This is a genomic window from Cohaesibacter haloalkalitolerans (genome assembly GCF_003574655.1).
Classification (GTDB): domain Bacteria; phylum Pseudomonadota; class Alphaproteobacteria; order Rhizobiales; family Cohaesibacteraceae; genus Cohaesibacter; species Cohaesibacter haloalkalitolerans.
The window spans coordinates 521,550-544,123 of sequence record NZ_QNUM01000003.1 but is presented as its reverse complement, the minus strand read 5'-3'; the positions used below and the strand labels follow the sequence as shown (position 1 = coordinate 544,123).

At 58.0% G+C, this 22,574-nt stretch carries 20 protein-coding genes; 3 read left to right on the top strand and 17 right to left on the bottom strand.

Going from position 1 to position 22,574, the window contains the following annotated elements; translation table 11 throughout:
• Nucleotides 1-37: 37 nt before the first annotated feature.
• The 8 genes from DSL70_RS09965 to DSL70_RS09930 form a co-directional block, all read right to left on the bottom strand.
• Nucleotides 38-1,351 (bottom strand): TRAP transporter large permease, encoded by a 1,314-nt coding sequence (locus DSL70_RS09965; protein WP_119307739.1) that lies wholly within the window; start codon nt 1,349-1,351, stop codon nt 38-40.
• Between the two features lie 2 nt (nt 1,352-1,353).
• Complete coding sequence (locus DSL70_RS09960) at nt 1,354-1,869, bottom strand: TRAP transporter small permease subunit (protein WP_119307738.1); 516 nt, start codon at nt 1,867-1,869, stop codon at nt 1,354-1,356.
• An 18-nt stretch (nt 1,870-1,887) separates the two neighbouring features.
• Entirely contained in the window at nt 1,888-2,949 is a 1,062-nt protein-coding gene (gene dctP, locus DSL70_RS09955; RefSeq protein ID WP_119307737.1) for a TRAP transporter substrate-binding protein DctP, read from the bottom strand.
• Between the two features lie 427 nt (nt 2,950-3,376).
• Nucleotides 3,377-4,546, bottom strand: a complete 1,170-nt coding sequence (locus DSL70_RS09950; RefSeq protein ID WP_119307736.1) for a M20 metallopeptidase family protein — start codon at nt 4,544-4,546, stop codon at nt 3,377-3,379.
• A 164-nt stretch (nt 4,547-4,710) separates the two neighbouring features.
• On the bottom strand, nt 4,711-5,475 hold the full coding sequence (locus DSL70_RS09945; RefSeq protein WP_119307735.1) for an amino acid ABC transporter ATP-binding protein: 765 nt from the start codon (nt 5,473-5,475) through the stop codon (nt 4,711-4,713).
• Entirely contained in the window at nt 5,472-6,404 is a 933-nt protein-coding gene (locus tag DSL70_RS09940) for an amino acid ABC transporter permease (protein ID WP_119307734.1), read from the bottom strand. The genes DSL70_RS09945 and DSL70_RS09940 overlap by 4 nt, the downstream gene beginning before the upstream one ends.
• Before the next feature lie 2 nt (nt 6,405-6,406).
• Nucleotides 6,407-7,273 carry an ABC transporter substrate-binding protein gene (locus DSL70_RS09935; RefSeq protein WP_205563212.1) on the bottom strand — a complete coding sequence of 289 codons (867 nt, stop codon included), beginning with the start codon at nt 7,271-7,273 and terminating at the stop codon, nt 6,407-6,409.
• Between the two features lie 36 nt (nt 7,274-7,309).
• The gene (locus DSL70_RS09930; protein ID WP_119307732.1) at nt 7,310-8,263 is read right to left on the bottom strand and encodes a substrate-binding domain-containing protein; all 954 of its coding nucleotides are present in this window, start codon (nt 8,261-8,263) and stop codon (nt 7,310-7,312) included.
• A gap of 97 nt (nt 8,264-8,360) precedes the next feature.
• Between DSL70_RS09930 and DSL70_RS09925 the strand changes: the two genes are divergently transcribed.
• Nucleotides 8,361-9,710, top strand: a complete 1,350-nt coding sequence (locus DSL70_RS09925; RefSeq protein ID WP_119307914.1) for an aminotransferase-like domain-containing protein — start codon at nt 8,361-8,363, stop codon at nt 9,708-9,710.
• Nucleotides 9,711-9,852: 142 nt separating this feature from the next.
• On the opposite strand, the gene pfkB is transcribed toward DSL70_RS09925, so the two are convergent.
• Genes pfkB through DSL70_RS09900 form a run of 5 tightly spaced genes read right to left on the bottom strand, consistent with a single transcriptional unit; the run spans nt 9,853 to nt 17,077 of the window.
• On the bottom strand, nt 9,853-10,761 hold the full coding sequence (pfkB, locus tag DSL70_RS09920) for a 1-phosphofructokinase (RefSeq protein WP_119307731.1): 909 nt from the start codon (nt 10,759-10,761) through the stop codon (nt 9,853-9,855).
• A complete protein-coding gene (locus DSL70_RS09915) occupies nt 10,761-12,482 on the bottom strand; it encodes a zinc-binding dehydrogenase (protein ID WP_119307730.1) in 1,722 nt (573 codons plus the stop codon). Before DSL70_RS09915 ends, pfkB begins: the two co-directional genes overlap by 1 nt.
• A 36-nt stretch (nt 12,483-12,518) precedes the next feature.
• Nucleotides 12,519-15,158 carry a phosphoenolpyruvate--protein phosphotransferase gene (gene ptsP, locus DSL70_RS09910; RefSeq protein ID WP_119307729.1) on the bottom strand — a complete coding sequence of 880 codons (2,640 nt, stop codon included), beginning with the start codon at nt 15,156-15,158 and terminating at the stop codon, nt 12,519-12,521.
• Between the two features lie 29 nt (nt 15,159-15,187).
• Nucleotides 15,188-16,582, bottom strand: coding sequence for a PTS mannitol transporter subunit IIBC (locus DSL70_RS09905; RefSeq protein ID WP_119307728.1), 1,395 nt, complete (start codon nt 16,580-16,582; stop codon nt 15,188-15,190).
• A gap of 30 nt (nt 16,583-16,612) precedes the next feature.
• Nucleotides 16,613-17,077, bottom strand: a complete 465-nt coding sequence (locus DSL70_RS09900; protein WP_119307727.1) for a PTS sugar transporter subunit IIA — start codon at nt 17,075-17,077, stop codon at nt 16,613-16,615.
• Between the two features lie 224 nt (nt 17,078-17,301).
• Between DSL70_RS09900 and DSL70_RS09895 the strand changes: the two genes are divergently transcribed.
• On the top strand, nt 17,302-18,078 hold the full coding sequence (locus DSL70_RS09895) for a DeoR family transcriptional regulator (protein WP_119307726.1): 777 nt from the start codon (nt 17,302-17,304) through the stop codon (nt 18,076-18,078).
• 510 nt (nt 18,079-18,588) lie between these two features.
• Here the strand turns inward: DSL70_RS09895 and DSL70_RS22230 are convergent.
• From DSL70_RS22230 to DSL70_RS09880, 4 genes are all read right to left on the bottom strand, one after another.
• Nucleotides 18,589-18,753 (bottom strand): hypothetical protein, encoded by a 165-nt coding sequence (locus DSL70_RS22230; protein ID WP_162916548.1) that lies wholly within the window; start codon nt 18,751-18,753, stop codon nt 18,589-18,591.
• Between the two features lie 61 nt (nt 18,754-18,814).
• Nucleotides 18,815-19,024 carry a cold-shock protein gene (locus DSL70_RS09890; protein ID WP_119307725.1) on the bottom strand — a complete coding sequence of 70 codons (210 nt, stop codon included), beginning with the start codon at nt 19,022-19,024 and terminating at the stop codon, nt 18,815-18,817.
• Between the two features lie 299 nt (nt 19,025-19,323).
• Complete coding sequence (locus DSL70_RS09885) at nt 19,324-20,760, bottom strand: DEAD/DEAH box helicase (protein ID WP_119307913.1); 1,437 nt, start codon at nt 20,758-20,760, stop codon at nt 19,324-19,326.
• Between the two features lie 344 nt (nt 20,761-21,104).
• Entirely contained in the window at nt 21,105-22,007 is a 903-nt protein-coding gene (locus tag DSL70_RS09880; protein WP_119307724.1) for a LysR family transcriptional regulator, read from the bottom strand.
• A gap of 181 nt (nt 22,008-22,188) precedes the next feature.
• Here DSL70_RS09880 and DSL70_RS09875 point away from each other — a divergent pair, with 181 nt between their 5' ends.
• Nucleotides 22,189-22,521: a carboxymuconolactone decarboxylase family protein gene (locus DSL70_RS09875; RefSeq protein ID WP_119307723.1), complete on the top strand. Its 333-nt coding sequence runs from the start codon at nt 22,189-22,191 to the stop codon at nt 22,519-22,521.
• Nucleotides 22,522-22,574 lie beyond the last annotated feature (53 nt).

Below are 22,574 nucleotides of genomic sequence, written 5' to 3'. Positions count from 1 at the left end.
GCCCGACCATAGGCCGGGCCAAACACCGGAGGATTGGCTAGAAGCCGACGATCTGGTCGGGCAACCAGGTGGCAATGGCCGGGAACAGGGCAACCACCAGCAAGGTGACGATCTGGAGGGCGATGAAGGGCACCACGCCCTTGCACATCTGACCATAGGTCATGTCCGGCGGCGCGATCGATTTGAGATAGAAGATCGAGGAGGCCATCGGCGGGGTCAGGTAGCTGGTCTGGATGACGATGATCACCATGGTGCCGAACCAGACCGGATCAATACCCGCCTGCCGGATGATCGGCGTGAAGAGGGGCACACAGATCAGCACGTTGGCGGTCCAGTCGAGCACAAAGCCGAGCAGGAAGACGATGATGAGGAAGAAGATGATGATGCCAGCCTCGCCAAGGCCCGCTGCCTCCACCGCATTGCGGATGAGCTTGGAGCCGCCATTGGCTGCAAAGGTGCCCATGAACATGGTGCCTGCGGCAACGATCAGCAGGATCATGGCCGAGATGCGCACCGTGATGGTCAGGGCTTCGCGCAGCATTGAAAGGCTGAAGCGCCCATAGGCGATGCAGAGCAGAATGGCACCCAGCGCGCCAAGCGACGCCGCCTCGGTAGGCGAGGCGACACCGGCCAGAAGCGAGCCGAGCACGGCAACGATCAGCGCGAAAATCGGCAGCAGCGAGGTCAGTGTCAGCTGCAATTTGTCCTTGAGGGGAACGGCGCGCATTTCCTCATGGGCGTCGGTCTTCTCCGGTGGCCAGATGAGACCATGCAGAATGATGAAGGCGATGAAGAGGGCAATCATCAACAGGCCGGGAAACATCATGGCGGCCAGCAATTCCCCCACCGACATCTGCGCCAACGAAGCATACATCACCGCAATGACCGACGGCGGGATCATGGTGCCGAGCGAACCACCGGCGCAGATGGTGCCCGCGGTAAGGCTGTTGGAATAGCGGAAGCGCTGCATGGCGGGAATGGCCATCATGCCGATCATCACCTCGACGGCACCGACCACACCGGCCGCCGCCGCAAACACCGCCCCCATGGCGATGGTCGCCACGGCAAGCCCGCCGGGCAGGCGACCAAGCCAGAGCTGCATCACCTTGAACAGGCGTTCGGCAATGCCCGAGCGTTCCAGAATGGCCCCCATCAGCACAAACATCGGAATGGCGGCCAGAATGAAGTTGGTCGCGGCGGAATAGAAGGAGCCATAGAGTTGGGCAAAGACATTCTCGCCAAACACCATGAAGCCCGCCCCGGCGGAGACCACCGTCAGGGACAGGGAAATCGGAATACCCACCAGCACCAGAACAAACAGGGCGGGAAACATCAGGGCTGCAATGGACATGGTTAAACCTTCAGCTGGAAGCTGTCATTTCCGGTCCGGGCGAAAGCGCGCAAGCCTTGCACGGCAAGTTGCAGCGTCAGCGCCACCAGACCAAGGGCAAGCAGGGAATAGAAGGGCCAGACGAGGGGCGCCCAGGGGCTGACCATTTCCACCTCGTTGGTGACAAAGGCACGCCAGGCGCGCCGGATGCCGAACCATGCAAGCCCGCCATAGATCGGCGTGAGAAGAAAGACAAAGACCACCGCCTCGATCAGCGAACGCAGGCGCGGGGGCATTTTCTGGGCCAGAAAATCGATGCGCACATGGGCATCCTCATGCAGCGCCCATGCCGCACCCAGCACAAACAGCGTGCCGGTGCACATGTAGGAAATATCGAAGGCCCAGAGTGTTGGCGCGTTGAAGACATAACGCGCCACCACCTCGTAGATCATGGAGGCGACCAGACAGAGTGTCACGATCTCTGCGATGCGTGACAGGAATTTTGAGAACAGATCAACTGTCTTGAACAAACCACTCATCGTGCCGCCTCCCTGTTGTTAGTCCTGATTGCGGATCAGGTAGCTGCTTTCGGCAGACCAGTTCTTTTCAAACGCATTGTATTTTTCAAGCAATGCGGCCATTTCCGGCTTGCCTGCCTCTTTCTCGGAGGCTGCCTTCTTGGTGATCCAGTCCTTGCCGGCGTCGGAAAGCTGCTGGATGAAATCGGCATCAAGGGTGATGATCTCATTCTTGCCGGAGCGGTAGGTGTCCAGCGCCTTGATATCCTGGCTGTAGAAATGGATGAGACCTTCCATGGTCGTCATTTCGGCTGCCTTTTCGATCAGCGGCTTCAGGTCGTCGGCAACGGCATCCCAGGTTTCCTGCTTCAGCACCACTTCCCACAGGAAGGTCGGCTGATGGACGCCTGGAACGATGATGTATTTGGCCGCTTCGTGGAAGGCTTCAGGCAGGTTTGCAGACGGAGGTCCCCATTCGATCAGGTCAACGCCCTTGCGCTGCAGCAGGGTGTAGATTTCTCCCGGCGGGACAACGGTCGGAACTGCGCCGAAATATTCTTTCATCACCTCGGCCCACGGGCCGGAGGTGCGGTATTTGAGGCCCTTGAGGTCCTCGGCTTTATGGATAGGCACGTTGGAATGGGCCATGATTTCGGACGAGCCGATGCCGACGATCAGGCTCTTGAAACCTTCCTTGGCACGCAGATCGTAGAGGGCTTCCTTGCCGCCGTCTTCATAGATCCAGGTGATGTAGGCTTCCGGCCCCATGCCGCCCGGGAAGCCAGCGAAAATGGCGTTGATCGGATCCTGATTGACCCGATAGCTCGGGGTGGAGTGGCCCGCCTTGATGATTCCGTCCTTGACGCCATCATAAACCTGAAGGGCAGGGACAAGGACGCCAGCACCGAACGGTTCGATTTCAACGCGGCCGCTGGTCAAAAGCTTCACGTTGCTCGCGAAGCGTTCAAGAAAGTTGACGTAGAAGGGAGAGCCTTCGGGGACTGACGTTGGGATTTGCCAGGTCACTTCCTGTGCCAGCGAAGGTCCCGCTGCCACAAACAAAGAGGCGGCAAGCCCCAGAGCTTTAAGCTGTTTGAACAAGACAATGTTCTCCTGTGGTTAGCGGATCTTGGGTGCCCGCTTTCTGGAAGGGTGAGAGTCCCGAACGGTGGTGGGTTCAGGGGGAATACTTACGGGAAAACCGTAGGCTAAAAAATATTTATTGTCGACATGTAAAATACAAATTTTCACAAACATGACCAGAAAGTGAATATTTTCAAATGACAGGGCTGAAATGGCCCTGTGGGTTTTCTTTCCGTTGTTGCGCCGACGGATTGATTCCAGATAACGAGGGAGGGGTTCTGATTGGCTTTGTCCGGCCTCAGGGGACGGGCTTGCCGCAAAGTGAGACACTGCGGGAATGGGGCGGACGGTGAAGATGGACAGTGCGCAGGGCGCATAAAAAAAAGCCTGCGGCATGGCGGCCGCAGGCTTAGGGGACTGTTCTTATCAGGCTGCTGGTTGTTGGTCAGCTCAGATAGCGTTCTGCCAATCTTGCCCACATGGCTGCGCCTGTGGTCAGGCTGTCATCGTTGAAGTCGTAGGCGGGATTGTGCAGCATGGCGGAGTTTTCGCCGTTGCCAAGGCGGATGAAACAGCCGGGCATGCGCTCCTGATAGTGCGAGAAATCCTCGCTACCGGGGATGAGATGGCAAAGTTCGACCTTGCCTTCCCCGATCATTTCCTCGACGGCCTTCTTGGCAAATTCCGTCTCGGCGGGTGCATTGTCGACCACCGGATGACCTTCATCGAACTCGATGGTCGGTTCGGCTCCCCAGCAGGCGCACTGGGTTTCGACAACGGTCTTGATCCGTTCCTTCAGCTTGGCCCGGACCTCTGCGGAGAAGGAGCGCACGCTCAGCTCCATGGTGGCTTCCTGGGCGATGACATTGGCAGCGGTGCCGCCATTGATTGTGCCCACGGTGACCACCGCAGTCTGGGTGGAATCAATGCTGCGGGAAACGATGGTCTGCAGGGCCATCACGATGGCCGAGGCACAGACGATCGGGTCGATGCACAGATGGGGACGGGAAGCATGGCCGCCCTTGCCCTTGATCTTGATAAAGACCGTATCGGAGGCTGCCATCAGGGGGCCGGGGCGCATCAGGACGGTGCCTGCCGGGGCGCCCGGATGATTGTGCAGTCCGAAGATTGCATCACAGGGGAAACGCTCGAACAAGCCGTCCTTCATCATGGCAACCGCGCCGCTTGACTTGGCGGATTCCTCCGAGGGCTGGAACACGAGATTGAGCGTGCCTGAGAAGTTGCGGGTGCGCGCCAGATACTGTGCAGCGCCCAGCAGCATGGTTGTATGGCCATCATGGCCGCAGGCGTGCATCACACCGGGAACCGTGCTGGAATAGTCAAGCCCGGTTTCCTCGGTGATGGGCAGGGCATCCATGTCGGCGCGGATGGCGACGGAGCGATTGCCGTCGCCGACGCGCAGCCGCCCGACGACCCCGTGGCCGCCGACATTGCGGAAGACTTCATAACCCCATGCCTCGAGCTTTTCGGCGACCAAGGCCGCAGTCTTTTCCTCTTCTCCCGAAAGCTCCGGGTGGGCATGCAAGTGATGCCGGATGGCAATCAGTTCGTCTTTTGCCGGTTCAAGATCGGCGATTGTGGCGAGTTTATTCATTGGAACGAGATGCCTGAGGCACCTTCCTTTTAAAGCTGACTATCGGGGCCGCGTGACAAGGCCAGAGCTTGTCGCGTTCATTTGCATTCACTTGACTTGCTCTAACTATTTGTTCGGGCGCGAATTCTTTTCGTTAAATCGAGGTCGATTTAACGGAATGCGCGCTAGATGAAACGTGACAGGAATGCCTGTGTCCGGGCATGTTGCGGCTTGACCAGAACATCCTCCGGCTTGCCCTGTTCTATGACATAGCCGCCATCCATGAAGACAACACGATCCGCGGCCTCACGGGCGAAGCCGATTTCATGGGTCACCACGATCATCGTGAGGCCCTGAGAGGCCAGATCACGCATCGTGGCCAGCACTTCGCCGACCAGTTCCGGGTCAAGCGCCGATGTCGGTTCATCAAACAGCAGGATCTTCGGCTTGATGGCCAGAGCACGCGCAATGGCCACTCGCTGCTGCTGGCCGCCGGAGAGCTGGCCGGGATAGGCGTTGAGCTTTTCCGACAACCCGACCTTGGCGATCAGTTCCCTAGCGGTTTCGATGGCCTCGGCCTTGTTGACCCGATGCACACCGACCGGTGCCTCGATGACATTCTGCAGAACCGTCATGTGCGGGAACAGGTTGAAGCTCTGGAAAACCATGCCCATCTTGCCCCGTTGCCGGGCGATGGCGGCATTGGGCAGGGCGACGAGCTTGCCGTTTTTGAGCTGATAGCCGATCTGTTCTCCATCGACTTCGATGAAGCCCTTGTCGATATGTTCAAGCCGGTTGATGCAGCGCAGGAAGGTGGATTTTCCCGACCCGGACGGCCCAAGGATGGCGACCACTTCAGACGGGGCAACATCGAGATCGATGCCCTTGAGCACTTCATTGTTGCCGAAGGACTTGTGCAGGTTGCGTGCACGCAAGATGGGGCTGGTCATTTTGCGTCCTCTTCTGTTGTCTTGGCGTCATCCGATGTGCTGCGGGCAGCATGCATCGAATCCCCGCGTGAATAGTAGCGCTCGATGTGGGACTGGGCGTAGCTGAGGATCGAGGTGATGAGCAGATACCAGAGCACGGCGACCATCAGCAGGGGGATGACCTCGAATGTGCGGTTGTAGATCGACTGGACCGAATAGAGCAGATCGGCCATGGCGATCACCGACACCAGAGAGGTTGCCTTGATCATGTTGATGAACTGGTTGCCGGTTGGCGGCACGATGGTCTTCATGGCCTGCGGAATGATGATCCGCCACAGGGCGCGCATCGGCTTCATGCCGAAAGCCTCGGCGGTTTCCCGCTGGCCGCGCGGGACAGACAGCAGACCGCCGCGAATGATCTCTGCCATGTAGGCCGCCTCGTTGAGGGCAAGGCCGATGATGGCGGCAGTGATCGGCGTGATCAGGGCATTGGCGTCCCACTGGACCAGACTGGGCCCGAACGGGATCTTGAGCGCGATCTTGGGGAACAGGAAAGACAGGTTGTACCAGATGATCAACTGGACCAGCAGCGGGGTGCCGCGGAAGATCCAGACATAGGCGTTGGACAGGCCGCGGGCCAACGGATCCTTCGACATGCGGCCAATGGCAATCGGCAAGCCGAGCACCACACCGATCAGCATGCTGACGACGGCCAGCCAAAGGGTGACCCAGAGGCCCTGAAGCACCGTCTCATTGAAGAAATACTGTCCGACCGTAGGCCATCCGAAATTCTTGTTCGTGGCCACGGTCAATGCAAAGTCGGAGCCAAAAAGCAGCACGATCACCCAGAGGATGATCTTGCTTTTTGGCAAAGGAAGATGCGCCCCAGCGACATCGCGCAGGGAGTCTTCCGGACTGTCTTGCAATTCAGGCAGGGGCGCAGTCTTCATCTTTACAGAGCCTCGCCGCGGTTCATGCCGATTTCATCGATCATGTTGTTTTCGAGGCCCCATTTTTTCATGATCTCTTCATAGGTGCCATTGTCCTTGAGGATCTTGAGGGCTTCTTCAAGAACCGGGCCGAGCGGGGAATCCTTTGGTACCACAGCGCCCTGGAACAGGCGCGGGAAGCCGTTGGCCTTGCCGATGCCTGCCAGCTCGAGCTGACCTTCGGAGGTCTGCACGAAATAGGTCAGAGGAGCCTGGGAAGAGAAGAAGGCGTCAGCACGGTCAGCACGAACGGCCATGATGGAGGTAGGCTGGTCGGTGAAGGACTTGATGTCGATTGCGGTCTTGCCTTCGTCTTCGCATTTCTTGGACTGGGCGATGATGACGCGTTCTGCGGAGCCGCCGGACATCACGGCAATGCGCTTGCCACAGACGGTGGACAGGTCGTCAATATTCTGCGGGTTGCCTTTCTGCACGGCGAAGACCACGAATTCGTTCACCCAGTCGACAAAGTCGTTGGAGGTGCGGCGTTTAGGGAAATCACCGATGGGGCCCATGGCGAACTGGTAACGGTCTGCTGCTATACCGCTGAGGACTGCGGAGAGGCCGGCAACCGATGCATGGGTGATTTCAACGCCAAGAATTTCACCAACTGCGTGCGACAGGTCTGCCGTGGCGCCGGTCAGCTTGGTGCCTTCCACGAATTCATACGGAGGGAAGGAGCCGTTGTTGACTGCGACCATCTTGCCGGATTCCTGAATGGAAGCTGGCAGTTTTGCATGCAGGTCCTTGTTCATGGTCTGGGCTGCCTGAGCGGAAACAGACAGCATGCCGGCAAGAAGGGTCACGCTAAGAAGGGACGTCTTTTTCATGGGAATATTCCTCTATTGGGTGATTGGTTGTTTTTACTATTTTTTGACAGGGAATACTTCATCAATGTTGAGACGACGGCCGAGGATGGCCTGATCATGCATCTCATCAATGAAGTCGTTGATCATTTTCCGGTTTGCCTCGATGCCGCTGTCGCCCCAGGTTGAGGGCAGCAGAGAAGCAGTCTCGATCAGATCGGACATGAAGAATGGTGTGGTGTCGGCATAGCGGATGCGTTTCTGCATCCAGACATCACGGGATTGGTCCAGCAGGTCGCTCAGTTCCTGAGCTGCCCATGGATGCTCTTCCAGAAGGGCCGAATTCATGGTCAGGACATGAATGCCCGGCACATAACCGACGGTTTGGAAATAATCTGCCTGACTGGCCGAAAGATTCGGCAGCAGCTGGCGGAACTGGGACGATGCCTCAAAGAAGCCCTTGGGCATGAATGGTGTGAAGACGACGTCCAGCCATCCTCTGGCCAGCGAGTCCATCATTGGCTCTTCATCGGGCATGGCCTCGATGCGGCCGGGCATTCCGAAGCCGTCGAGACGGTCCTGAATGGGGTGGCCATCGGTGAGGCGTCCGGCGTACCAATAGGCGTCCTCGGTATTGATGCCCTTGGAGCGCAGGATCATGCGGGTCCAGACGTTGCCGGAGTCTCGCCATCCCGTTACGCCGATCCGCTTGCCGCGCAGATCCTCGATGCTGGTCAGGCGGCTGTCCTTGCGGGTCAGGATGCACTGATGACGGAAGCCGCGCATCAGGAAGTTCGGGATGGCCGTGTTCTTGTGGTTGCCTGCCTCGACCGCCGACAGATGGCGGCTGAAGGAGGTTTCGAACGCATTATAGGGCGTGTCGTCGCTCAGACTGTCGGGCAATGTGCCCACGCGGAACAGTTTGAGATCCAGCCGGGGAGACGAAACCTCTCCCAAAGCCAGCGGGGACATATAGTCCCAGTCTCTTACGGCGAGCCGAATTTCTAGTGTCATTGGAAGCCCTCATATTAGCACTTTGTATTAGGATTAGGGCTTCATTCGGTCTCCATCAAATGTTATTATGCACCTAAACATTAAAAAGAATGTACTGATGCAAAACATCGATTCACACACACTTGCAGGTCACCTGAAGGACCGGAGCGCAACCGGAATAGCTCGGGATACTGCCACTTTGGTGCGCAACGGGGTGTTGCCTGTCGGTGCCCGGCTGCCGTCGCTGCGTGATCTCGCCTATGAGCTGAAGATCAGTCCCAGCACGCTGTCGCAGGCATGGAAGGAATTGCGGCGGTTGCGCGTCCTGACCGGGCGCGGGCGCAATGGTACCTTTGTGACCGGATCGAGCTTTGCTCCGCGGCCGTCCCGCGTTTCGGCGCAGGGGCATTTTGAACGCATTGCGCTCAACCTTTCCGTTGCCGTGCCTGACATGAAGCTGTTGCCGCCGCTCGGCGAGGCGCTGGACTATGGCACCCATGCGGAGGGGCTCAACAGCTATGTGCGCGTCCGGATCTTGCCAGAGCTGGAGCGGGTGTTGCGCCCGCTGTGGCCGAACCATGCAGCCTCGATGCTGGCGACCAATGGCGGCTACAATGCGCTCTACACGGCTCTGCATGCGCTGGTGCCGCCCGGATCCGTGGTTGCGGTCGAGGCTCCGGTGCCGATGCGCATTCTTGACATTCTCGAGGATTTGCGGGTTTCGATCCTGCTGGTCGAGAATGACGACCATGGGCCGACCCCCCAGTCGCTGCATGCCATACTCAAGGAAAGCCCTTCAGTCTTCATCCTGCAACCGCGCATCAGTGCTGTCACCGGTCTGTTTCTGCATCCCGACCGCATGGAGGAATTGGGCGACATCCTGTCCAAGAGTGACGCGCTGATCATCGAGGATGACGGGCTGGGTGATATCTCGCTGGCACCGCCCCAGTCGCTGGGAGACCGGTTCCCGGACCGGACCATTCACATCCGGTCCTTCTCCAAGGCCTATGGCCCAGACCTGCGCATGGCCGTGTTGTCCGGCTCGGAATATCTGGTGGAACAGATCCAGTCCTATCGGGCCTTCAGCGCCGCCTGGACCAGCCGGATCTTGCAGGCTGCCGTCTCGTGGCTGCTGCAGGATGATGAGACCCAACGGCTTGTTGCAACGGCGACCAGGACCTATCGAGACCGGCGCAATCTGCTGGCGCGGCATTTGCGGGACCGTGGGGTCGATGTTCCGGACGGGGCGGGGCTGTGCCTTCTGGCGCCCGTGCATTCGGAAACCTTCGCCCTGATCACCCTGGCCGCCCACGATATCGCGGCGCTGCCGGGGTCACGCTTCTCGATGCATGAAACCGGGCATATCAGGCTCGGGACGGGGCGCCTTGAACCACACGAGATCGAACGGCTGGCGCATGTGTTCAAACTGTCGGCCAGCGAGCCCTTCATTTTGAGCCCAGATCCCTGACGCCCGGTCTGTAGCAAAGCCCGCAGCCCTGCAGGTCTGGCTTTGGACAGGCACCCGTTGTGGTTTTCAAAAAAATCAGGGCTCGCAACGGGATGAAACCACGTCGCGAGCCCTGACACTCCGCTGTCCAGCGAAAATCGACTTATTGCATTGTTGCAAGCAGATCGTTCACCTGTTGCAGACTGCCCAGTTCCGTGCCCGGCAGGGAGGCTGTTGCGGCGCCACAGGCTGCACCGAACCGGACTGCGTCCGCCAGACTGTCGCCGCGATTGAGGCTGAAGACCAGTCCGGCCACAAGGGAATCTCCTGCGCCGGTTGGGTTCTTCTCGACGATCTTCGGGCTGGAAATGGTCGCGGCTCCTCCATCGGCCGAGAAGGCAACGCCGTCCTTGCCGAGCGAGATGACCACCTGTTTCGGGCCGAGGCTGCAGATTTGTTCAATGCAGGCCGAAGCGGGCAGGGTGGCATCGCCGAGGATTTCCTGTGCCTCTTCCAGATTGGGTTTGACCAGCGTTGGCTCTGCCGCAGCAGCAAGGCGCAAGGCTTCGCCACTGGTATCGAGCAGAACATGGCCCCCGGCACTCTGGATGATTTCGACCAGACGGCCATAGGCATCCTTGCTGACACCTTGTGGCAGGCTGCCGGCCAATACCCACCAGTCACCGGCAGCGGCCTTTTCCCTGACGCGATCGAGAAGGGCGTCGAACTCGCCTTGCGACACCGACGGACCGGGGTCGTTGACCTTGATGTGGTTACCCTCGTCGGCTGCAACGAAGCTCACGTTGGTGCGGGTTTCCCCGGCAATCGGCGTGAAGTCGACAGCGATGCCGAGCGAATCCATCTGCGCCTTGATCCATTCCCCGCTCTTGCCGCCGGTAAAGCCCATGGCAGTGCTGACGAATCCGAGATTCTTCAGCATTCGGGACACATTGAGGCCCTTGCCACCACAGTCCTTGCGACTGTCGGTGGCGCGGTTGACCTCGTTGAACCGCAAGGAACTGGCGGTCAATTCCAGATCGACCGCCGGGTTCAGGGTGAGCGTGTAGATCATTACGCAGCCTCGAAGTGCTTCAGCAGCGCCTTTTCGGCTTCCTTGGTCCAGACATTGCCGGAACCGAGATGCTTGGCGACGTCAGGCAGTTTTTCCTGCAACTCATCAAGCCCCATCAGCGGCAGATCCATGATCTGCGGGAAGATCACGATCTTGCCCGGATATTTGCTGTCCATCATGGCCTCGATGCCGTCGCGGGCAACATTCATGCCGCCGATCGCTGCAACGCAAACAGCCGGAGCCAGATTGCCAGCAAGGGTGTTTTCCATGACCATGGTCTGGTCGTGGATCGTCAGGCCAGAGGTACCGGTAAGCTGCATGTTGTTGAGATAGACTGAACTGAGATCGATCTTGGCCAGAGTGCCATTGGGGACACCGGCGAAGAACACCAGCATGCCGTCCGGCGCGCTCATCTTGGCCGAATCCTCCATGATCTGACCGTTTGGAACGCAGACCACGATGTCGTCCGCGCCAGCACCGTCGGTCAGTTGCATGACATAGTCGGTGAGGGCGATGTCGGAGGTCATCGGGTTGAAGGAGAGCAGTTCGCGACCATTGGCCTCGGTGAGGGGCTTGAGGCGAGAGGTGACTTCTTCGAGGCGCTCGTCATTGATGTCCGTGACGATGACCCGTTTCGGGCCGTTGACCATTTCAATGGCCCGCTGGACATGCATCTGACCCATCGGGCCACCGGCGCCGACAAACACGGCCGTGCCACCCTTGTGCAGGTCGCAGCGGTTGCGGGCTTCGCCGTAGGAGTCGCTGATGTCGGTGCCGTTGTTGCCGATGAAGGCGATATAGTCATAGTGCAGGCGACCGACGTCGGTGTTGACCGGACCGTCCAGCTTGCTGGTGCCGACCATGTTGAGCGTGCCGCGACGGGCAATCAGGCGGGCCACTTCGGTGACCTGCTCGGCCGATTTCGGCTCCAGCAATACGATGTCGTCGAAGCCCTTGCCATCGGTGAACTCCTTGGCAAGCGCATCATAGTCGGCCACGGTGAGACCATTGCGCTCGACGACGGTCTTGCCGGTCTTCTCGGCCAGCGCCTTGATCTCGGCAGGGGCGTCGGTCAGGATGATGGTGCCTGCGGCGTCAAGGCCCTTGGAGAACTGGTAGGTTCTTTCAAGCGAGGGCTGACCGATAAGCCAGAGAGTGCCACCTTCCTTGGGATCGAGCCGACGACGCTGGGTGTAGGAGGCCCAGACGCAACCCCATGGTTCCAGCAGGGCCGCTTCGGCGATGCCCATGGTTTCCGGCACCTTGAGCAGACAGACCCCGTGGTCGGTTTCCATCATTTCCTTGCCGATCAGGTGATACTGGATGAGACCGCCCGGAATGGTATAGCCATAGGCGGTGCTCATGCCATTCTGATAGATGTCGGGCTGCACGGCATAGCGCTCGCCAGCTGAGAACTGGTCCTGCAGCTTGTCGCCCACTTCCAGAATGGTCAGCACGGCTTCATGTCCCAGACGGCCCGGTTCCTTCTTCAGGTCGCGGTTATAGAGCTTGGGGTGGCTGCCGCCCTGCTTGATCAGTTTCACATCCGAAAAACACAGGCCGACCCCATCGACGCGGACCAGCAGCTGATCGTCATTCGGGGTGGGGACGTTGATTGACTCCGGGTGGCCATCCTTGCCGATGTTATCAAGGCCAGGGCCATACATGTTCCAGGTCCAGTTCGGAGTGTTTACTTGTTTGTACTCACTGTGGTTTGTCATCACCAAACTCCTTTGTACCGTTTTGGCCGTTTCCGGTCATTGATCCGTATCGCGAATGATTGTCTTGACCTCTTCGGGCGTGCCTGCCTGAAGGGCCTTCTGAACGAGGCTCTCGAGCTGGGAACGATCAACCGATCGTACCAGTTCCTTGAGGGCAGGAACGTTCACCGGGCTGACCGAGAGTTCCTTGACGCCGAGGCCTATGAGGATTTTTGCAAAGTCCGGTTCTGCGACAAGGTTGCCGCAGACGCCGACCCATTTGCCTGCTGCGTTGGCAGCCTTGGTTGTCATGGCGATCATGTGCAGCAGGGCGGGGCTGTAGTTGTCCTGCGGCATCATAAGATCGGGGTTCATGCGATCCATTGCCAGCGTATACTGCGTCAGGTCATTGGTGCCGATCGAGAAGAAATCAGCCTCTTTGGCAAAATGCTCGGCCAGCAGGGCGGCAGATGGCACCTCGATCATCATGCCAAGCGGCAGCTCCGGTGCACCCACGATCTGCCGAACCTCTTCGGCAAGAGCCTTGGCCTGCTGGAACTCGTGAAGGGCACTGATCATCGGGAACATGATGTGAATGCCAGTCGTGCCCAACTCATCCGCCTGTGCCTTGGCCACCCGATAGATGGCTTCAAGCTGGCGCTTGAAGATATCCGTATGACGCAGCGACAGACGAATGCCGCGCACGCCGAGGAAGGGATTGTCTTCCTTGGGCTGCTTGAGCCAGCTGACCGGCTTGTCGCCGCCGATGTCGGAAGTGCGCACGATCAGCGTCTGAGTGCCGATCGATCTGGCGATTTTTGCCAGTTCCGCAGCCTGAGTTTCGACGTCGGGTTCTGCCGTGGCTGTTTCGAAGAGAAATTCCGTCCGCAGAAGCCCGACGCCGGAGCCACCATGTTGCGATACCTTGTCCGCATCTGCCGCCGAGGAAATATTGCAGACCACCTCGATTTCGGCCCCATCGCGCGTGATGGCGGGCTCGTCCTTGCTTGCAAATTCACGTTCCTGCACCCGATGCCACTGATGGATGCAGTCTTCCACCTGCCGGATGGTTTCGGCATCCGGGGAGAGGATCAGAAGGTCGCTCTGAGGCGCAACGGCAACGGCTTCACCAGCCTTGACCGTTGTAAGCAGCGCGCTGCCGATCCCGACCAGAGCCGGAAGGCCGAGCGCGCGGGCCAGAATGGCCATGTGACTTGTTGCCCCGCCAAGCTCGGTGCAAATGGCACGAACCGGCTTCTTGCTCAGCTCTGCCGTCTGGGACGGGGTCAATTCCTTGGAGATCAGCACGAAGGGACGGTCTGGCCATGTCAGTTCTGTCTGCCCCCCCTGCAGGATGGCAATCACCCGTCGGCCCACGTCACGCAAGTCTGCGGCACGGGCGCGAATGCGTTCGGCAGCGCTGTCTTCCATGATGCCGGCTTCGCGGTCGATGGTCTGTTGCCAGGCCCATGCGGCGCTGGCGCCATCGTCCAGATGCTTCTGCGCTTCCGTGAGGATGTTGGTGTCCCTGAGCAACTCGGCCTGAGCCTGAAAGATGACGGCTTCGGCGGGGGACCGCGCCGCAACGTCGTCCTTCACGGCGAGCAACTGCTCGTGCGCCTGTTGCAGGGCGGCGTCAAGCAGTCCGCGCTCGTGGGCTGAGCCTGCGCCCTCTTTGCCAATGTGGAATTCAGTTGCGCTGTCGAGAATGAAGGCGTCAGCCAGCGCTATGCCCGGAGAGGCGGGAATGCCCTTGAGCAGGGCACGGCCTTGCGGATTGGTGAGTTCAAGCAGCTCGTCAAGCGGCTGATAGTCGTTGTTTGTCGCGCCGGAGCCTTCGACAGGGTCGAGACCCTTGGTGATGGCGGCGGCGATCTGGTCGACGGCTTCTTGTGCCCTCGGACCCGTAGCCGAAACCTTGATGCTGTCGCCATGGACAATGCCGAGGGAAAGCAGTCGGGTCATGGAATCCATCTTGGCCTGCAGCTCGCCGTTGGTCAGCCAGATGTCGGTGCCGGCAAACTCTTCTGCCATTTGCACCAGGATTGTTGCCGGGCGCGCATGCAGACCCGCTGCATCGACAATCACACAGCCGGTGCTGGCGTCAAATTCGGTTACCAGTGCCTCGGTCGACTTGGTCGGCAGGGAGTGCCCCAATGCCTCGGCGATGGCGCCTGCGTCAGCTTCGGTTCCCAGATGGGTGGCCAGCGCTTCATCCATGACGACGCCGGTCAGCTTTTGCAGGACTTCGTTATGTTCATTTCCTGCCGCTGCGATGCCGACCGCCAGAAACACCCTGTCGCCCTTGTCATTCCAGACCACCCCTTCAGGGATCTGGATAATGACCACCCCGGTCTTGGCGACCAGAGATTTGGCTTCATTGACCCCATGTGGAATGGCAATGCCATTCGTCAAATAGGTGCTGACGGCCCGCTCGCGAGCTTCCAGCGCCTCCAGATAGTCGGAAGAGACGTAGCCCTTCTCCAGCATCTTGGCGGCGATGAGTGCCAGTGCATCCTTGCGGCTTTCCACCTTCTGATCGATCAGAATGGCGTCGGCCTCGATTTTGAAAGAACTGGCAGTTTGCTCTGCGGAGGCCTGCCCCGTTGCCGACGCGGTGGTCGGCTCCGGAGCTGGCGTGGTCTCCGTTTCGGCCTTCGCAGGAAGGCCGAAACGTTTGGTTAGTCTAGAAAACATGGGTTTCCCTCATTGGTCGCTAGGTGTGACTAGACCAGCTTTTTCACCAGATCATCGTAGAAAGCACTGTCCATGAAGTTGCCAATGCTCAAGTGAAGGGCGGACGGCAGTTTCTGTTGCGCCCGAGCCGTCAGCTCTCTCTGGGTGATGACAATGTCTGCCTCATCAAGATCATTGATCGCCAGATTGGTGACTTCAATGTCGAGTTTGGCTTCCTTGACCTTGTTGCGCAGGACCGAGGCGCCCATTGCAGAGGAGCCCATGCCAGCGTCGCATGCCACGATGATGCGTTTGACATTTTCATAAGCGCCAGCCTGATCGGCAACCGGAGCTGCCATTCCCTTTGCTTCGGCCTTGTTGGCGGCAACCCGTTCCTTGGCTGCTTCAAGGTCGTCCTCGCCTTCCATGCTGCCACGAATGATGAAAGCACTGATCGCGAAGGAGACGGCTGCGGCAACCGCGATGGATGCCAGGGTCAGGACTACACCCATGCCCTTGGTGGACATAAGGATTTCAGCGAAGATGGATCCCGGCGAAGGAGGACCTACAAGGCCGTTGCCCATGATCATGTTGAAAGCGAGACCAGCCATGCCACCGCCGATGACTGCGATGATCAGGCGCGGTTTCATCAGTACATATGGGAAGTAGATCTCATGGATACCACCCAAGAAGTGAATGATGGAGGCACCATAGGCGGATTTCTGGGCTGCGCCCTTGCCAACCAGCATGTAGGCAAGCAGAACGCCAAGACCCGGTCCGGGGTTGGTTTCGATCAGATAGTAGATGGACTTGCCGAATTCGGACGACTGCTGGGCACCAAGCGGCGTGAAGACGCCATGGTTGATCGCGTTGTTGAGGAACAGGATCTTGGCCGGCTCAACGATGATGGAAACCAGCGGCAGCAGGCCCTGTTCAACGATCCAGCCCACACCCGAGCCAAGAGCCTTGGTCAGAACGGCAACCAGCGGGCCCATGACAAGATAGCCGATGATCGCGGTGATCATGGCGATGATGCCGAGGGAGAAGTTGTTGACCAGCATTTCAAAGCCCGGCTTGATGCGGTGATGAATGCGTTTGTCAAACTCCCGGATTGCAACAGCGCCGAGCGGGCCTGCAATCATGGCACCAAGGAACATCGGGATGTCGGCACTGACAATCACACCCATGGTCGTGATTGCACCAGCGACGGCGCCGCGGTCCTTGTGAATCATCTTGCCGCCGGTATAGCCGATCAGCAGGGGCAACAGGTATTTGATCATCGGTCCGACGAGAGCGGCAAGGCTCTCATTGGGCCACCAACCTGTCGGGATGAAAAGGGCGGTGATGAAACCCCAGGCTATGAAGGCGCCAATGTTTGGCATCACCATCGCACTGAGGGTCCGTCCCAGGGACTGGACGCCCGTTTTAAGATTGTTCTCTCGCATTAATTCCTCCCTAGAGAAGCTTTGAACAATTTAGGAAAGCGTGAAATTCAAACTCTTCTGAATGACCTCGGCGTCTTCGGCGACCTTCCAGACGGATGTCACGTCGGGCGTGCGGATCAAAAGCGCGAGTGCGCCGAATATCTGGCTCTGTTCAGCCCGGATGGTTGCTGCGGCCTCACCTTTGGGGACAGCGCTGAAAACGACGAAGGTCACGTTTTCGCTGTTGCCGTGCCAGGTGAGGTCCGGGTCGGCCACCCGAATGAAGCAAAGCGCAGGGCTGTTGATATGGTTCGTGACGACGTGCGGAATAGCGGTATCGTGGCCGGCAAATGTGCTGACCAGGCCTTCACGTTCCATAATGTCATGATAGAGCCCAGACGGATCATCTGTCTTGCCGATGTCTTTCAGCTTGAAGCAGATGTTCTGGATGATTTCCTCTCTTGCAGTGCCGGGGAAATCGAGCCAGATGGACTCGCGTTCCACCTTTATAGCCACCGGTCACTCTCCCCTCGCTGTCTTTTTTCTTCCCCGTAAAAGACCAGCGAGAACTGCATGCGAATACGACTCGTCATGTCAATTTCCTCCCTCTTACCCAAGGCATCTCATAAATGGTAATCAAAAGCAATCAAAAATGATCATTGTGATCATAAAAATTTGACGCTTTGCCGGTTATACTGTATTCGTAAATCAAAGGACTCTACACGCATTCAGGGATAATCATGTTGGCGCAGATCAGGCAAAGGAAACTGCTGGAACATCTCGGGGAAGTCGAGGTTGCAACGGTAAAGCAGCTTGTGGAAGCCCTTGATAGTTCCCCTGCCACGATCCGAAGAGACATTAACCTGCTCAACAATCTGGGGAAGTTGCGGAAGATTCGAAATGGCGCGGAACGGATTTCTGTCGCAGGGTCTTCGGAACTTGCTCATTTCTCTGATCATTTAGTAATCAGAAATGATCAATCTGATCATGAAGCCTATTATGAAGCGCACAGGATTGCCGAGCAGGCTGTAAAACTGTGTAAAACCAAAGACAGTATTTACATCGGCACGGGCTCCATTGCCTGCTTGATGAGCCGCTATTTGCTCGACAGTACGATACAGGTCTATTCGAACTCTGTGCCGTTGATCATCAAGCTGCTTTCGGCTTCCTATCCGCATCTTGTGGTGTTGGGCGGCCAGCATATCGAAAGTCAGGGGATTCTCGTGTCTCCGCCTTCGAAGCTGAATTTTCAGGGCCATTATCTCATGGTTGATGCGGATGGCCTGAGCGAGGTCGGGCTGACCAAATCGGCGATGTTGGCCTATATGGAAGAGAAGCGCATGCAGCGGCATGTCGACAAGGTCGTGGCGCTGGTCAGTTCAGACAAGATTGGCGTCGACAGTGGCATTCCGGTCTTCGATCTTGACGAGATCGATATCGTGATCACCGGCAAGGATGCAGATCCCAAGGTGCTCGACATGCTTCGCACCAAGGACATCGAGATTTATACCGTTTAGGTTTGATTGTCTGTAGTCGGAATGATCTGACATGATGGCTGGATGATCAGATGTGATCATTCTGCTTTCAGCATCAGCTAGCGCGCGTTCTGTTAAATCGACCTCGATTTAACGAAAAGAATTTGTGCCAAAACAAATAGATAGAGCAAGTCAAGCGAATGCGAATGAACGCGGCAAGCTCTCATCAATCAGAGAATTTGCAATCAATCAGGTTGGGAGGGGCGGCGTTGCGGCTGCGCCGTATGCTTGACTCTGCGACACTGCTGACCTTGCTTGTGCTGACGTGCCTCGGTCTTGGGGCGGGGCTGGTACGAGCATTCTGTGCTGTAAACTGAAAGAAAACCTCAGCCCACAGCAGGTCCTGTTTTGTCGATACTGTCGTTTGCGGGGGAATGCTGCTATGCGCAGGCGTTCGCTGACCATGGGGTCATGGTGCGTTGCACGCCTTGGCTTCAGGCCAATGTCAGCGGATGTCTGTATTGATGGGCGAAATTTTGATCGCGGAGGTGGTCAGGGCTTTTCTGTAGCCGTCTTCGCCAGTCTCAAAGCCTTGAGGCGGGCGTTCTTTTCGCGGACCTTGTTGGTCTGCTCTTGAGCGTCGGTGAGGTCTTCCCGCAAGGACTTGGGTCCCATGGAAAACAACTTTTCGGCAGCAAGTCTGTCTCGTTTGTTCACGATTTGCCCCTAAAACTATAAAACCGAGGCCAGCATTAAAAATGCTGGCCTCGGCTGAAAATTAGTCAACCAGCTGAAGGTTAACAGCAGAAACCTTGCCGTTGCGGCCGGTTTCGAGCTCGTAGGAGACCTTCTGGCCTTCGTTGAGGGTGGAAAGACCGGAACGTTCAACAGCAGAAATGTGAACGAAAGCGTCCTTGCCACCTTCTTCTGGCTCGATGAAGCCGTAGCCTTTGGTGGTGTTGAAGAATTTTACGGTACCAGTAGACATGGAATTCTGTTCCTTGAAGTAGTATCATCGCTCGCGACATGCGGCGACACGGCAGCCTTAGAATCGAATGCTGGCCGGAACGGAACAGTATTACGAAATCAATTAGCTACCGCTTTATATCGCCGAATGCTTAAAAAATCCAGATTATTTTTTGGGAGGAGGAGGTTCTGAGGGCTGTTTGATTGGCTCTTTTCTCGTCTTTCCTCAAGAAAAATATTTTTGACTAGACGTCTTGACAAAAACAGCGGCTCGGGGGCCGCTGTTTTCTTGATTTATATTGCTGTGTCGAAAACCGGCGCTCAGGCGGCGCTGCGCGAACGGGCATTTTTGCCCTGACGGTTGCCCCAGCGCTTGCTTGCGGGTTTGCCTGCTGCATTGCTGTTTCCGGCTTCGGCCTTGACAGGGCCGCGTCTCTTCTTCTTGCCGAAAGCGGGCTTGTCGCTGCGCGGGGCAGAGGAAGACGTGCCTTCGATGGGAGACCAGTTGTCTGCGGATTTGTTGTTGCGGGCGTTCCTGTCGGAGCGTGCTGTCTGCTGGGCTGGTGCCCTGCCGCGGCTTCTATTGCGGCTTTTCGGCGGGGTGTCTGGAGCCTCGATGTCGAGCGGCGAATAGGTGTCTGACTGTTCGGCCTGCAGCTTGTTGCCGATCAGCTTCTCGATTTCCTTGAGCAATTTGACTTCGGATGGATCGCAAAGGGAAATGGCGGTTCCGCTGCGTCCGGCCCGGGCCGTGCGGCCGATGCGATGGACATAGGCTTCCGGCACTTCGGGCAGCTCGTAGTTGACCACATGGGAGACATCATCGATGTCGATGCCGCGAGCGGCGATATCCGTGGCGACCATGATCTTGATTTCACCAGACTTGAAGCTGGCAAGCGCGCGCACCCGCTGTCCCTGGCTCTTGTTGCCATGGATGGCGGTAGCGGCAAGACCTGCACTCTGCAGATGCTGGCTGACGCGATCGGCACCACGCTTGGTGCGGGTGAAGACAATCGCCCGCTCCACTCCGGTTGCCGACAGGATCGAGGTCAGGGCATGCCGCTTGGAGGCCTGATCGAGAAGCTGGACGCTCTGGGCGATCCGTTCGATCGGGCGGGCAACCGTGGCGACGGCGACTTCGACCGGGTCAGTCTGGAAATCCCGGCCAAGGGCCTTGATCTGGGCGGGCATGGTGGCCGAGAACAGGGCGGTCTGCCTTTTCTTCGGCAGTTGCTTCATGATGCGGCGAATGTCCGGAATGAAGCCGAGGTCCAACATGTGATCGGCTTCGTCAAGCACGACATAGCTGGTCTGGCTGAGGGTCACATAGCCGTTGTTCAAGTGGTCGAGCAGGCGACCGGGCGTGGCCACAATGATGTGGCTGCCGCTGGCCAGCTTGCGGATCTGCGGGCCGGGTTTGACGCCGCCGACGATGATGCTGACCGAAACGCGCATGTGTTTGCTGTATTTGCGGATGTTTTCGGCAATCTGGGCGACGAGTTCACGGGTCGGCGCGAGGATCAGGGCCTCCGCCGCTTTCGGATTCGGACGTTTGTCGTTGCGTGCCAGCCGGTCGAGGATCGGCAGGACGAAAGAGGCGGTCTTGCCGGTGCCTGTCTGGGCGATGCCGAGGATGTCGTTGCCAGCCATGGCAACAGGAATGCCCTGGGTCTGAATTGGGGTAGGCTGGGTGTAGCCTTCGGCTTCAAGGGCGCGAAGAATGGGCTCGGCGAGGCCGAGATCGTTGAAATTTGTCAAAAAAGATACTTCCATATGCCATTGCTTGGTCGCGCAGGATTGCAGCGAGCAATGACGTTCGACTTTCAAAAGGGGGAAGCTTGCGCAGAAAAGCTGCCTATGGGGTTTGACCCGTATCGGGTTCATCCCGGCAACAATCATCAAGATTGTTTGCAAGAAATCTTGCGCCGCTGATATAGAGACTATCGTCCACGCTCGGGCAAGAGCCGGTTGAATACAGCACAATGTTGGCTTTTTCAAGACTTTTGTTCGCGCGGCTCCGTTGATGTTCGGTGTCGGGCGCCGTTGGAGGCTGCTCCATGCGCGCCTTGACCCGAAACGAAAGCGCCGGAAGCGCTCTGACGTTATCCGTCCTTGCCTCTGTGGCGCAATGCTTCGACAATCACCCGGAAGGCTGCCGTCTGCTGGCGGCGACTGGGGTAGTAGAGATGGTAGCCGGAAAAGGGTTCGGACCATCTGGCCAGCACCTCGACCAACGCGCCACTCTCCAGATAGGGCTGGACCTGACAGAGCGGCAGCTGTGCCAGCCCATAGCCATCGAGCACCGCTTCGAGAATCCGCTCGACGCTATTGAAGACCATCTGGCCCTCGACCCGGATGCGGAACTCGCGACCGTTTTCGGAAAACTCCCATGCGAACAGACCGCCATGGGTCGGCAGGCGCAGGTTGATGCAATTGTGCCGTGTCAGGGCTCGGGGATGCTTCGGCTCGGTGGTCCGGGCGACATAGCTGCTGGAAGCGACAATCGCCATGCGCATTTCCGGGCCGATCGGAACCGCGATCATGTCAGATGCAATGAGCTCGCCCAGCCTTACGCCGGCATCGAACCGTTCGGCGACAATGTCGGTCAATCCGTAATCGGTGATCAGCTCAACGGTGATGTCGGGATAGTCGTGCAGGACATCTTTCAGCTTGGGCCAGAGCACCTGCTTGATCGCGATTTCATCCGCCGTGATTCTCACTGTGCCTGCGGGTTTCTCGCGCAGGCTGCCGACTTCCTCGATGAGCGTGTCGATTTCGTCATACATCGGTGCAAGACGGGCGATCAGTTTGTCGCCGGCTTCGGTGCGCGTCACACTGCGTGTCGATCGCGTCAGCAGGCGGACGCCGAGCTGCTCTTCCAGTCCCCTGATGGTCTGGCTGACAGCGGAAGGCGAGACACCGAGTTTGGCGGCGGCTCGGGTGAAGTTCCCCTCCCGGTCAACGGCCAGAAAGACGGCCAGATCATCAAGGCTCGGTTTTGTCATTGTGAAGCTGTCCTTAAAACTGATTTCCATTTTTAACAGCTACAGACACAAATGGCCATCCCCTATAGTAGCCTCAGCGAAACAGCGAACGGAGATGGCTGATGCTGGGGAACGCCTTGTTCCATGCCACTTGCCAATCAAGTGGCACCATCTCCCGCCTGACCACATGTGAGAATGACTGATGGAAAAAGAAGAAAAACTCTCCGCCGCCCGAAAAGCCTTTGGTGACATCGCACCTGCTCTGGCCGGGTATTCCGATGACGTGTTGTTTGGTGACGTCTGGGAGCGTCAGGGGCTCGCCACGCGCGAGCGGTGCCTGATTACCGTTGCCAGTCTGATTTCCCTCTATCGGGTCAACGAGTTGCCGTTCCATCTCAAGAAGGCACTCGACAATGGTGTCAGCAAGGAAGAGCTGATCGAGGTCATCACCCATCTGGCCTTCTATTCGGGCTGGCCAACCGCCAACACCGCCCTGACGATCGCACGGCAGGTTTTCGAACAGGTCGAAGGCTAGGGGCTGGCAGAACCGGCAATGCAACGGTTGCTCCGGTTAATTCCCAATATACA

What these genes read in the sequence shown, in the direction of transcription:
- ptsP (WP_119307729.1), bottom strand. Translation starts at nt 15,158, where the DNA reads ATGTTTTCTAGACTAACCAAACGTTTCGGCCTTCCTGCGAAGGCCGAA.
- DSL70_RS09950 (WP_119307736.1), bottom strand. Translation starts at nt 4,546, where the DNA reads ATGAATAAACTCGCCACAATCGCCGATCTTGAACCGGCAAAAGACGAA.
- DSL70_RS09890 (WP_119307725.1), bottom strand. Translation starts at nt 19,024, where the DNA reads ATGTCTACTGGTACCGTAAAATTCTTCAACACCACCAAAGGCTACGGC.
- DSL70_RS09875 (WP_119307723.1), top strand. Translation starts at nt 22,189, where the DNA reads ATGGAAAAAGAAGAAAAACTCTCCGCCGCCCGAAAAGCCTTTGGTGAC.
- DSL70_RS09935 (WP_205563212.1), bottom strand. Translation starts at nt 7,273, where the DNA reads ATGAAAAAGACGTCCCTTCTTAGCGTGACCCTTCTTGCCGGCATGCTG.
- DSL70_RS09925 (WP_119307914.1), top strand. Translation starts at nt 8,361, where the DNA reads ATGCAAAACATCGATTCACACACACTTGCAGGTCACCTGAAGGACCGG.
- DSL70_RS09965 (WP_119307739.1), bottom strand. Translation starts at nt 1,351, where the DNA reads ATGTCCATTGCAGCCCTGATGTTTCCCGCCCTGTTTGTTCTGGTGCTG.
- DSL70_RS09960 (WP_119307738.1), bottom strand. Translation starts at nt 1,869, where the DNA reads ATGAGTGGTTTGTTCAAGACAGTTGATCTGTTCTCAAAATTCCTGTCA.
- pfkB (WP_119307731.1), bottom strand. Translation starts at nt 10,761, where the DNA reads ATGATCTACACGCTCACCCTGAACCCGGCGGTCGATCTGGAATTGACC.
- DSL70_RS09945 (WP_119307735.1), bottom strand. Translation starts at nt 5,475, where the DNA reads ATGACCAGCCCCATCTTGCGTGCACGCAACCTGCACAAGTCCTTCGGC.
- DSL70_RS09940 (WP_119307734.1), bottom strand. Translation starts at nt 6,404, where the DNA reads ATGAAGACTGCGCCCCTGCCTGAATTGCAAGACAGTCCGGAAGACTCC.
- DSL70_RS09880 (WP_119307724.1), bottom strand. Translation starts at nt 22,007, where the DNA reads ATGACAAAACCGAGCCTTGATGATCTGGCCGTCTTTCTGGCCGTTGAC.
- DSL70_RS09930 (WP_119307732.1), bottom strand. Translation starts at nt 8,263, where the DNA reads ATGACACTAGAAATTCGGCTCGCCGTAAGAGACTGGGACTATATGTCC.
- DSL70_RS09915 (WP_119307730.1), bottom strand. Translation starts at nt 12,482, where the DNA reads ATGACAAACCACAGTGAGTACAAACAAGTAAACACTCCGAACTGGACC.
- DSL70_RS09895 (WP_119307726.1), top strand. Translation starts at nt 17,302, where the DNA reads ATGTTGGCGCAGATCAGGCAAAGGAAACTGCTGGAACATCTCGGGGAA.
- DSL70_RS09905 (WP_119307728.1), bottom strand. Translation starts at nt 16,582, where the DNA reads ATGCGAGAGAACAATCTTAAAACGGGCGTCCAGTCCCTGGGACGGACC.